Here is an 11,695-nt window from a genome sequence, read left to right on the forward strand (position 1 = left end):
ATACAATCTTACTGAATCAGAAAAAGGGTGTCAACGGATTTTGTCTTTAAATGAAAAAGAGAGGGAAAAACCCTCTCCTTTTTTCGATAGCCGATCTGTTTTTTAGAGAGAAGCTGCATCTTTGACTTCAAGTCCTTCTTCTTTTTTGGCTCCCACTTTAAGCTCGTAATGTCTGTATTTTGGAAAACCAGTACCTGCCGGGATGATCCTTCCCATAACTACATTTTCTTTAAGGCCTCTTAAGTAGTCGACCCTTCCTTCTATTGCGGCCTGTGCTAAGACTTTCGTTGTATCTTGGAAGCTTGCGGCAGATATAAAACTATCTGTTATAAGGGATGCTTTAGTAATGCCTAAAAAGAGAGGTTCTGCCTGGGCGGGTCTTCCACCTTTTGCTATCACCTTCTGGTTCTCCTCCTCAAAGATCCATCTTTCCACCGGTTCATCGATTATAAAGTTTGTGTCTCCAGGATCAGTAATTCTTACCCTCTTTAACATCTGTCTCACTATTATCTCAAAATGCTTGTCGTTAATCTTCACACCCTGCAACTGATAGACTTCTTGGATTTCATCGACAAGATACCTTGCTAGTTCTTTTAGACCGCTTATCCTTAGTATGTCGTGCGGGTTCACTGGACCGTCCATAAGCGGTTCACCAGCCCTTACATAATCTCCCTCATGTACAAGGATATGCTTACCCCTTGGAATTATATAACGTCTCTGGTCTCCCCTTTCACTAGTCACAATTATCTCCCTTCTACCCTTTGTCATCTTTCCGAAAGAGACGAAACCATTTATTTCACTCACTATTGCATGTTCTTTCGGCTTTCTTGCTTCAAAGAGTTCGGCAACCCGAGGCAGACCACCTGTTATGTCCTTTGTTTTCGTGGTTTCTCTCGGTATTTTTGCGATTACGTCACCGGCATGAACTTCATCCCCTTCGTTTGCAACTATGTGGGCACCGATCGGAAGAATGTACCTTGCTGGGCTTGTTGTTCCAGGCACCATCATCGTTCTACCTTTTTCATCCTTAATAGATATTCTTGGTCTCTTTTCTGGATCCCTAGGCTGGATAATAACTTTGTAGGAAAGACCGGTTACCTCGTCCTTCTTTTCCTGCATCGTTATACCTTCTTCAATATCACCGTATTTCACCCTACCCGTCACTTCCGAAAGTATCGGTATTGTGTAGGGATCCCATTCAGCGAGGATCTGACCTTCTTCCACCCTTTGTCCTTCTTCTACCTTTAGTTTTGCACCGTATATAAGCGGATATCTTTCCCTTTCCCTTCCAGTCTCTTCATCAACTATTACTATTTCCCCGTTCCTGTTCATTACCGTCGGGATTCCTTCTCTGTCCCTTACAAGCTTCGTGTTGATGAGTTTCACTCTACCGGGGTTTCTGCACTCAAGAGTAGACTGCTCAGCTCTTCTTGCGGCAGCTCCACCTATGTGGAAAGTCCTCATGGTGAGCTGCGTACCAGGTTCGCCGATCGACTGTGCCGCAATTATACCCACAGCTTCTCCGATACTTACAAGCCTTCCTCTTGCGAGGTCCCTTCCGTAGCAGAGAACACATACACCCCTTTTCGATCTGCACGTCAAAACAGAGCGGATTTTTACCTTTTCATAACCGGCCTCTTCTATCTTTTTTAGATGTTCCTCCCTTATCTCCTCATTCTTCCTCACTATTATTTCGCCTGTGTCAGGATCTTTTATGTCTTCTAGAGCAACTCTTCCCAGTATTCGGGCATCCAAACGCTCTATCACTTCTCCGGCCTCAATAAGTGGACCTACTTCTATGCCGTCGATTGTACCGCAGTCATACTCGGTAACAACCACATCGTGCGCAACATCTATTAATCTTCTCGTGAGATATCCTGCATTTGCCGTCTTTAACGCCGTATCCGCGAGCCCTTTTCTTGCGCCGTGGGTAGAAATGAAGTACTGATGAACGTTGAGCCCTTCTCTGAAGTTGCTCGTTATAGGAGTTTCGATTATCTCTCCGGACGGTTTCGCCATAAGTCCCCTCATGCCCGCAAGCTGCCTTATCTGCTGTGGATTTCCTCTCGCTCCCGAGTGAGCCATCATGTAAATCGGGTTTAAGCTGTTTTGATACTCGATCCTACCATCCGGAGTCACTATCTTTTCAAGCCCTAGTTCTTTCATAAGCTCATCGGCAATCCTCTCATTAACATCCGCCCATATATCGACTACTTTGTTATACCTTTCACCATCTGTTATAAGCCCCTCTTTGTACTGGTTTTGGACAGCAAGGACCTCTTCTTTTGCCTTGTTTATCAAGTACTCTTTTTTCTCAGGTATCTTCATATCATCTACACATATTGAGATACCCCCGACCGTCGCATAGTGAAATCCGAGATCTTTTAGCCTGTCACTCACAATAACAGTTACTTTTTCCCCTCCCAGCATGTAGCACCTTTCAATCAGCTGGGAGATGGCCTTCTTATCCATTATCTTATTTATGTCATCGAAGAGCTGAAATAGGATTTCATCCTTTCTTACCGGATCGGCTTCGGCAAGTGCCATTTCAAGGACATCCCTAAGTATTACCCGACCAACAGTAGTCTCCTTGATCGACCCGTCTATTCTTACCTTTATCCTCGCGTGGAGATCCACCTTCCCGTCATTGTACGCCATTATCACTTCTTCCGGAGAAGAGAATATCTTTCCTTCACCCCTTAGGTACTTTCTGTCGAGAGTGAGATAGTAAAGTCCAAGAACGATGTCTTGGGTCGGAACTATGATAGGCTTTCCGTTGGCAGGGGAAAGTATATTGTTTGTCGACATCATAAGAACTCTTGCCTCTGTCTGCGCCTCAATAGATAGCGGCACGTGTACTGCCATCTGGTCACCATCAAAGTCTGCATTGTAAGCGGGACATACAAGGGGATGGAGTTTTATCGCCTTTCCGTCTATGAGGACCGGTTCAAATGCCTGAATTCCCAGCCTGTGCAACGTTGGGGCTCTATTTAGGAGGACAGGGTGCTCTTTTATGATCTCCTCAAGAACATCCCAGACTTCAGGCCTTTCTTTTTCCACCATCTTTTTGGCTGTCTTGATCGTGGTCGCATATCCCTTTTGAATCAGCTTACCGAAGACAAAGGGTTTAAAAAGTTCTAAGGCCATGTATTTTGGAAGTCCACACTGGTGTAGTCTCAGTTCGGGTCCAACAACTATGACGGATCTTCCAGAATAATCCACTCTCTTACCCAAAAGGTTCTGACGGAACCTTCCCTGTTTACCCCTTAGCATGTCGCTTAAAGATTTGAGCGGTCTTCTGTTTGTGCCCTGAACCACCCTACCCTTAGAATTGTCAAAGAGAGCATCTACTGCTTCTTGAAGCATCCGTTTTTCGTTTCTTATTATGATTTCTGGAGCGTTCAGTTCCATGAGCCTTTTGAGCCTATTGTTCCTATTTATCACCCTTCTATAAAGGTCATTGAGATCGGATGTGGCAAATCTTCCCCCATCCAAAGGAACAAGAGGTCTGAGTTCGGGAGGGATAACAGGAATTATGTCCAGTATCATCCATTCCGGTTTAACCCCGGATTGTTTGAAAGCGTTAACTATTTTCAGTCTTCTAGCTATCTTTTTCTTCTTGGCCTCACTTGTCGTCTCGTTCATCTCCTTTTTTAAAGTATTTGAAAGTTCCTCTATGTTTATCCTTTTTAGACATTCCTTTATCGCTTCTGCCCCGATTCCTGCAACGAAGGAGTATTTCTCCTTGGCCTGCAGATACTCTTCTTCTGAGATGAGTTCCCTTTCTTTATATGGGGAATTTCCGGGATCAATAACTATGTAGGACTCAAAATAGAGCACTCTTTCCACGTCCTTAACCGTCAATTCAAGAAGGGTCCCTATTTTGCTCGGCATGGCTTTTAGGAACCAGATATGGGCAACAGGGGAAGCCAGTTTTATATGTCCCATTCTTTCCCTTCTCACCTTCGACTGGATAACTTCCACGCCACACTTTTCACAAGTTATGCCCCTGTGTTTCATCCTTTTGTATTTCCCGCACAGGCATTCGTAATCTTTAACAGGACCGAATATCTTTGCACAGAAAAGACCATCTTTTTCAGGCTTGAAGGTCCTGTAATTTATTGTCTCTGGCTTTTTCACTTCCCCATAGGACCATTTCTCTATCATTTCTGGGGAAGCTAGACTAATCCTTATAGCCGTGTAGGCTAAAGGGTCTTTATTTTTTTCTCCAATCTTGAAATACTCTTCCAAGGTAAACCTCCTCCTTTCACTCTTTCAATAGTTCGACATTCATGCAAAGGCTCTGGAGTTCCTTGACAAGTACGTTGAATGATTCGGGAATACTGGGAGTGAGAACGTCCTCACCTTTGACGATTGCCTCATACGCCTTCACCCTGCCAGCCACATCGTCTGATTTAATCGTCAAGAACTCCTGTAGTGAGTAAGCCGCTCCGTACGCTTCGAGAGCCCAAACTTCCATCTCTCCAAGTCTTTGTCCTCCAAACTGAGCTTTTCCTCCTAGCGGTTGCTGCGTAACTAGCGAGTAAGGACCTGTTGACCTCGCATGGATCTTGTCCTCAACGAGGTGATGGAGTTTAAGTAAGTACATGTATCCGACCGTCACAGGATGATGGAATGGCTCTCCAGTTCTTCCGTCGTATAAGGTAACCTGCCAGGAATCGTTCATGCCCGCAAGTTTGTAAAATTCCTTTATCTCGTGTTCTTTGGCTCCCTCAAACACGGGAACCGCGAAAAATACCCCTTTTTTCATTCGGGATGCAAGATCGAGTAACTCCTCATCAGAGATTCTGTCCAGAAACTTGTCCATCTCCTCGTCCTTATAAATCTTCTTCAGATAATCTCTTATCGTTTCCGCTGATTGACCTCCATTGTAATACGCATCCACAAGTTCACCTATTCGCTTTCCGAGCTCCTTGGCTGCCCAACCCAGATGGGTCTCGAGTATCTGTCCCACATTCATCCTCGAGGGAACTCCTAACGGGTTTAAAACTACATCCACAGGGGTGCCATCTTCCATAAAAGGCATGTCTTCCTCTGGAAGTATTATGGAGACTATGCCTTTATTACCATGCCTCCCTGAAAGCTTATCACCTACCGCGATCTTTCTTTTCATGGCTATGTAGACCTTTATCGTTTTTAAAACCCCAGGCTGTAATTCATCACCCCTCTTTAGCTTGTTGATCTTGTCCTCGTAGTAAAGCCGTACGAGATCGAGCTGACTTTCCATGGTATCTATTATCTTTTCGATCTTTGCCTGTAATTCTTCATCTTTGACCTTGAGGTTTTTAAGCCTGTCAACACTAAGCTTATCTATAATTTCGGGAGTTATCCTTTCTCCTTTTTTCACCAAGACCTTTCCTTTGCCATCCTTTAAGTCTCCCTGCAAAGGAACATTTAGAAGAAGCCTCTTTATCTTTTCTCTTGCGCTATCTATTATTATGTTCATCTGGTCTTCTTGATCCTTTAAAATGTTGGAGATCTCTCTATCCTCAATATCCCTTGTTCTGTCATCCTTTTCCAGTCCTCTTCTTGAAAGTACCTTAACGTCTATGACTATACCTTCTATTCCATGCGGAACCCTAAGGGAAGTGTCCTTAACATCTGCCGCTTTCTCTCCAAATATGGCCCTTAGGAGTTTCTCTTCGGGGGTGAGCTGTGTCTCTCCTTTAGGGGTAACTTTTCCAACGAGTATATCGCCCGGTTTAACCTTTGCACCGATTCTTATTATTCCGCTCTCATCTAAGTCTTTTAACATCTCTTCCGCTACATTAGGAATATCCCTTGTTACTTCCTCTTTGCCCAGTTTCGTATCCCTTACAACACACTCCAACTCTTCTATGTGAATCGATGTCAAAACATCGTCTTTTACAAGCCTCTCGCTGATCAGGATGGAATCCTCGTAGTTATAACCTCTCCAGGGCATAAAAGCCACAAGGAGGTTTTTGCCGAGTGCAAGCTCGCCTCGGTCCGTTGACGGACCGTCCGCAAGCACATCCCCCTTCCTTACGTAATCTCCTTCGTTAACTATCACTCTCTGGTTTATGCAAGTGTCCTGATTCGATCTCTTGAACTTCAAAAGATTGTAAACGTCGACTTTCACGACAGGTTCCCCGTTTTGGTTCTCTTCATACTGGACTATGATCCTATTGGCATCAACGCTCTTTACGATTCCGTCATGCTTCGCGATCACAGTTACTTTTGAGTCTCTCCCCACTATCTTTTCCATTCCGGTTCCAATAAGGGGAGCCTCAGGAACGATAAGGGGCACAGCCTGTCTTTGCATATTCGAACCCATAAGTGCCCTGTTTGCGTCATCGTGCTCCAAGAACGGGATGAGTGAGGCAGAAACGCTCACAAGCTGCTTCGGTGAAACATCAACGAAATCGACCTGGTCAGGTGTGACGTAATAGAAGTTACCTGCCTTTTGAGCCTCCACAAGATCCACGAGGAAGTTTCCCTCCTCGTCCATAGGGGTGGTAGACTGGGCTATGTAGTACTTTTCTTCCTCATCGGCAGTCAGATAAACTATTTCGTCGGTGACTTTTCCGTTTACTACCTTTCTATAGGGCGTCTCTATAAAACCAAACTCGTTTACCCTGGCGTATGTCGCAAGCGAGGATATAAGACCTATATTGGGTCCTTCTGGTGTCTCAATGGGACATATCCTTCCGTAATGGGTAGGATGTACGTCTCTGACCTCGAATCCAGCCCTCTCCCTCGTGAGACCACCTGGCCCTAAAGCGCTTAGCCTTCTTTTATGCGTAATTTCGCTTAAAGGGTTCGTCTGATCCATAAACTGGGACAACTGACTCGTGGCGAAGAAGTCTTTGATAGCGGTAATGACAGGTTTGGGGTTCACAAGATCATGGGGCATGAGTGTTTCCATCTCTGGGAAGGCGAGTCTTTCCTTAATAGCCCTTTCCATCCTCAAAAGCCCCATTCTGAACTGGTTTTCTAACAGCTCCCCAACTGTTCTTACCCTTCTATTTCCGAGATGGTCTATATCGTCTCCTGGACCCCTCGTGTCTTTTAATCTGAGTAAGTGTTTTATCGTCTCAAGGATGTCTTCTTTTGTGAGGGCTGTCTGCTCAAGCGGGATATTAAGACCGAGTCTCTGATTCATTTTCAGTCTTCCCACCGGTGACAAGTCGTATCTTTCTGGGCTGAAAAACATGTTTTGGATGAGGGCCTCCGCAAATTCTATGGTTGGGGGGTCACCGGGCCTCAACTTCCTGTAAATTTCAAGAAGCGCCTCCTCCTTTGTTTGGGCCTTGTCTTCAAGAAGCGTGTTCCTGAGGGAAGGGCTGACGTTTAAATTGTCTATAAAAAGTACTTCGAAACTCTCGACCTTCCTCGACCTTAATAACTCTAAATCCTCTTTCGTGATCTCCTTGTTTAGTGGCAAAAGAACTTTTCCTGTTTCAGGATCCTTAATCTCTCTTGCCGTAACCTTCCCAAGAATATCCTCCTCGTCGACAGGAATGGCCGTTATATTTAGAGCTTCCATTCTCCTTATTACGGCCTGTGTAATCTTTTTGTGCTTCTTAACCAAGACTTCCTCAGTCTTTTCATCCACTATGTCGGCGGGTGCTTTCTGACCGAGAAGGAGATGATATGGGGTTATCTTTAAGAATTTATTCCCATCTTTAAGCACGATGGTTTCTTTCTCATAGAAATAGTCAAGGATCTCTTGCGGTGTGTATCCGAGAGCTTTAAGAAACAGAGTAACAGGGATCTTCTTCCTTTTGTCTATTCTTACGTACAAAAGCTCCCTGTTGTCGAACTCGAAGTCGAGCCATGAGCCCCTATATGGTATGATTCGGGCTGTGTAAGAGGGCAGTCCCACCAGGGGAGACTTTGTCTGTTCGCAGTCAAAATAGACTCCTGGAGACCTGTGCAACTGATTAACTACAACTCTTTCAACTCCATTTATTATGAAGGAACCTCTTTCCGTCATTAATGGGATCTCACCGAAGAAGACATCCTGCTCCTTTATAGCCCGTATTTCTTTCGTTTTAGTCTCCGGATTTGTGCTCCACGCCACAAGCCTTATCGTCACCTTCATTGGCGCCGAGTAGGTGAGGCCCCTGATCATGCACTCTTCTTCAGTGTTTTTCGGTTCCCCTATCTCATATTTGACAAATTCCAAAGACGTAATTCCGTGGGCATCCTTTATAGGGAAGACACTCTCGAAGACGGCTTGCAGACCGATCTTCTTTCTTTTTTCAGGTGGGACATCTTTCTGGAGGAAATTATTGAAGGAATTGAGCTGGATCTCGATGAGATTTGGTACTTCGAGAACCTCCTTCTTCCTGCCAAATTTCCTCCTGAAGATCTTATTGTGGAAGATCTCTCTCATGGTTTTTTTCACCCCGCGATTGTAAGTTGGGGAGTAAATGTATAGTGTACCTCCCTCATTCTACTCTATTTTCACTTTACCGCTTACCTCTTCGAGCTGTTTCTTTATCTTTTCCGCTTCCTCCTTTGAGACACCCTCTTTGACCGGTTTTGGAACACCCTCAACAAGATCCTTTGCCTCTTTAAGGCCAAGGTTTGTGATGGCTCTGACAACTTTAATCACCTGGATCTTCTTGTCCTGATCGTAACCGGTAAGAATGACGTTAAATTCCGTCTTCTCTTCAGGTTTTTCCTCTTTCTGAGCCGGCTGGGCAGCACCTACTGGAACTTGTGCCGCAAGTGGCATAGCCTGTGCCTGAACGCCGAATCTTTCCTCAAGAGTCTTTATAAAATCCGATAGTTCTAAAACTGTCATATTTTCGATGAACTTTATAACTTCCTCCTTTGTCACGCTCATGATTGTTCCTCCTTAGTCGTTTCTTTTTTTTCTTTTATTGCATTTAAAGTCCAGACAAGTTTACAGAGGTTCCATTTAAGGGCAAATAAAAGCCTAACGGGCATCCCTGAAAGTAGACTCATCATTTGAGCGAGGAGTACCTCTCTATTTGGAACTGTCGCTAATTTTTGGAACTCCTCGCCGGAGATTATTTTCTTTCCCAGAATCCCCGCCTTTACTCTAAGCTGGGGCATCTCCTTAGAGAAATTCGTTATAGCTTTCGCTACACTAACAGGATCTTTATAAACGGAAATGATCGCATTTGGTCCCCGCAAGAATTTTTCAAGCTCCTCAGCGGGCGTTCCACGGATCGCTATCCTCAGTAAATTATTTTTCACCACGTTCAATTCAGCCTGGATTCCTCTGAGCTCTTTCCTGATCCTCGACATTTGTGCCACATTAAGTCCGCTGTACTCGGTGAGGAAGAGCGAATTTACGGCATTTAGTTTTTCTTTAAGCTCTAACACCACCTTTTCCTTTTTGGCCCTCTCCAAAACTTTCCTCCTTTCCCCCTCAAGTAAGGGACAAACTTCCACTCGGATACCTTTTTCTCACCTTACCGCATAACTTTATTATCCTTGAGTATTCCCTCTATTTTGCGAGCTTTCTCACATAGTTGGGATCTATCTTTATGCCTGGGCTCATGGTGGTGGAGATGGCGATGCCCCTTATGTACGTACCTTTACTTGTTGGTGGTTTCAACCTCAAGACTGTTTCAAGAAATGCATCAATGTTTTCCATAAGCTTCTCCTTACCAAAGCTCAACTTTCCGACAGGAGCATGAAGGTTTCCAGCCTTGTCAACCCTAAATTCCACTCTTCCAACTTTAAGTTCTTTTACCGTCTTTGCAATATCGAAAGTGACAGTTCCCATCTTTGGGTTTGGCATAAGTCCACGGGGTCCAAGTATTTTTCCGAGTTTACTTACGAGTCCCATCATGTCTGGTGTTGCTACAGCCTTATCAAAATCTAACCATCCCTTTTGAATCTTCTCAACAAGGTCTTCGGCTCCCACGTAATCGGCACCTGCTTCCAGAGCCTCCTTTTCCTTTTGTCCTTTTGCAAAAACTAAAACTTTTACCGATTTTCCAAGTCCGTGGGGAAGCGTAACACTACCCCTTACCATCTGGTCTGCGTGTCTAGGATCGACCCCGAGCCTTAAAGCAATCTCCACCGTTTCATCGAACTTCGCATAAGATATCTGTGGAAGAAGATCCAGTGCCTCCTCAAGAGTGTATCTCTTCTCCCTATCTATCTTCTTTTTTGCCTCTAGGTACTTTTTCCCTCTCTTCGCCACGTTTAACCCTCCACTATCTCAAGGCCCATACTTTTAGCCGAGCCTTCGATTATTTTTATTGCACCTTCTAGATCCTTCGCATTGAGATCTGCCATCTTTATCTGGGCTATCTCCCTTATCTGGGACCTAGTTATAGTACCCACAATTTCCTTTTTCGGATTCGAAGAACCTTTTGCGAGCTTGGCAGCTTTTTTCAGCAAAAAAGTCGTAGGTGGTGTCTTAGTCACGAAGGTAAAGCTTCTGTCTGAGTAGATGGTTACCACAACCGGTATTATTGTACCTTCCTGTCCTTTTGTTCTCTCATTAAATGCTTTGCAGAACTCCATAATATTTACACCGTGCTGTCCGAGTGCCGGACCGACAGGTGGAGATGGGGTAGCCTGACCTGCTTGCAGCTGTAGTTTCACAACGGCAACCACCTTTTTTGCCATTTTTATCTCCTTCCTATATTTTCTCTATCTGGATGAGATCAAACTCCACGGGGGTTGTTCTTCCAAAAATGTTAAGTAAAACTTTTGCTTTGCCTTTTTCGGCCTTTATCTCTTCCACGGTACCCGTAAAGTTGGTAAAAGGCCCCTCTATGACTCGCACTGCATCGCCTTTTTCAAACTTGATCTTCGGCTTTATCTTTCCTTTCCCTTCTTGGATTATCTGGAGAATTTCCTCCACTTCCTTTTCGGGAAGAGGGGTTGGATTCATCCTGTCATGTCCAACAAAGCCTGTAACCTTAGGAGTATTTCGTACAAGGTACCATGTATCGTTATTCATGACCATTTTTACGAGCACATATCCCGGATAGACAACCCTTTGGGATTTTTTTATCTTCCCCTTAACTCTCTCCATAACAATTTCGGATGGCACAATTATCTCCCCGAAATACTCTTCCATTTTGTTAAGTTTAATGCTCTCCTCCAATGCTTCTTTTACTTTTTGCTCGTAGCCCGAGTAGGTGTGCACAACATACCACTTTTTTTCCATGCTGTTACCGACGTTCTTTTCCATAATTACCCGCGCAAAAGGGCCTGGATGATCTTTGCCAGACCTACATCTATTATTCCCAGAAATATGGCGGCTATTATGACCGTTATTAACACCACGTACGTACCTTTGACCGTGTCTTTTTTAGGTGGCCAGGTTATCCTTTTTGATTCCAAATAAACTTCCTTTAGGTACTCGATTAAATCTTTTACCTTTTTCTTTATGTAAACCATTTCTTTTAGAACTTAATCAGGCCAGGAGGGATTCGAACCCCCATCACCCGGATTTGGAGTCCGGTGCTCTATCCGTTGGAGCTACTGGCCTTTACTTGGTCTCTCTATGCAAAGTATGTTTCCTACAAAACTTGCAGTACTTTCTAAACTCCAGCCTATCCGGAGTCTTCTGTTTGTTTTTGGTTGTAGTGTAATTTCGGTTTTTACATTCTGTACATGCGAGGATGACAAGCTGCCTCATCTTTTACTCCAATATCTCCGTCACAACCCCTGCACCTACGGTCTTTCCACCCTCACGGATCGCGAATCTTAG

9 protein-coding genes and 1 tRNA gene are annotated in these 11,695 nt (G+C 44.4%); all 10 read right to left on the bottom strand.

Annotated features, from left to right (window positions below):
- Positions 1 to 102: 102 nt before the first annotated feature.
- Positions 103 to 4,251 carry a DNA-directed RNA polymerase subunit beta' gene (gene rpoC / locus NZ583_08300; protein MCS7281597.1) on the bottom strand — a complete coding sequence of 1,383 codons (4,149 nt, stop codon included), beginning with the start codon at positions 4,249 to 4,251 and terminating at the stop codon, positions 103 to 105.
- A 16-nt stretch (positions 4,252 to 4,267) separates the two neighbouring features.
- Complete coding sequence (gene rpoB, locus NZ583_08305) at positions 4,268 to 8,380, bottom strand: DNA-directed RNA polymerase subunit beta (GenBank protein MCS7281598.1); 4,113 nt, start codon at positions 8,378 to 8,380, stop codon at positions 4,268 to 4,270.
- Between the two features lie 60 nt (positions 8,381 to 8,440).
- Positions 8,441 to 8,836, bottom strand: coding sequence for a 50S ribosomal protein L7/L12 (gene rplL / locus NZ583_08310; GenBank protein MCS7281599.1), 396 nt, complete (start codon positions 8,834 to 8,836; stop codon positions 8,441 to 8,443).
- The gene (gene rplJ / locus NZ583_08315; protein MCS7281600.1) at positions 8,833 to 9,369 is read right to left on the bottom strand and encodes a 50S ribosomal protein L10; all 537 of its coding nucleotides are present in this window, start codon (positions 9,367 to 9,369) and stop codon (positions 8,833 to 8,835) included. Before rplJ ends, rplL begins: the two co-directional genes overlap by 4 nt.
- A gap of 97 nt (positions 9,370 to 9,466) precedes the next feature.
- On the bottom strand, positions 9,467 to 10,171 hold the full coding sequence (gene rplA / locus NZ583_08320) for a 50S ribosomal protein L1 (protein MCS7281601.1): 705 nt from the start codon (positions 10,169 to 10,171) through the stop codon (positions 9,467 to 9,469).
- Positions 10,172 to 10,173: 2 nt separating this feature from the next.
- Positions 10,174 to 10,602: a 50S ribosomal protein L11 gene (gene rplK / locus NZ583_08325; protein ID MCS7281602.1), complete on the bottom strand. Its 429-nt coding sequence runs from the start codon at positions 10,600 to 10,602 to the stop codon at positions 10,174 to 10,176.
- Positions 10,603 to 10,615: 13 nt separating this feature from the next.
- Positions 10,616 to 11,149 (bottom strand): transcription termination/antitermination protein NusG, encoded by a 534-nt coding sequence (nusG, locus tag NZ583_08330; GenBank protein MCS7281603.1) that lies wholly within the window; start codon positions 11,147 to 11,149, stop codon positions 10,616 to 10,618.
- A gap of 26 nt (positions 11,150 to 11,175) precedes the next feature.
- Positions 11,176 to 11,382, bottom strand: coding sequence for a preprotein translocase subunit SecE (secE, locus tag NZ583_08335; protein MCS7281604.1), 207 nt, complete (start codon positions 11,380 to 11,382; stop codon positions 11,176 to 11,178).
- A 17-nt stretch (positions 11,383 to 11,399) separates the two neighbouring features.
- Positions 11,400 to 11,473, bottom strand: a tRNA-Trp gene (locus tag NZ583_08340).
- Positions 11,474 to 11,623 (bottom strand): 50S ribosomal protein L33, encoded by a 150-nt coding sequence (gene rpmG, locus NZ583_08345; protein MCS7281605.1) that lies wholly within the window; start codon positions 11,621 to 11,623, stop codon positions 11,474 to 11,476.
- Positions 11,624 to 11,695: the final 72 nt, after the last annotated feature.

It is taken from the genome of Thermodesulfobacteriota bacterium (assembly GCA_025062045.1).
Lineage (GTDB): Bacteria > Desulfobacterota > Syntrophorhabdia > Syntrophorhabdales > JANXAF01 > JANXAF01.

Excerpts from the sequence above, each read along its gene's own strand:
- rpoB (MCS7281598.1), bottom strand. The coding sequence starts at position 8,380 with ATGAGAGAGATCTTCCACAATAAGATCTTCAGGAGGAAATTTGGCAGG.
- rplL (MCS7281599.1), bottom strand. The coding sequence starts at position 8,836 with ATGAGCGTGACAAAGGAGGAAGTTATAAAGTTCATCGAAAATATGACA.
- rplK (MCS7281602.1), bottom strand. The coding sequence starts at position 10,602 with ATGGCAAAAAAGGTGGTTGCCGTTGTGAAACTACAGCTGCAAGCAGGT.
- nusG (MCS7281603.1), bottom strand. The coding sequence starts at position 11,149 with ATGGAAAAAAAGTGGTATGTTGTGCACACCTACTCGGGCTACGAGCAA.
- secE (MCS7281604.1), bottom strand. The coding sequence starts at position 11,382 with ATGGTTTACATAAAGAAAAAGGTAAAAGATTTAATCGAGTACCTAAAG.
- rpmG (MCS7281605.1), bottom strand. The coding sequence starts at position 11,623 with ATGAGGCAGCTTGTCATCCTCGCATGTACAGAATGTAAAAACCGAAAT.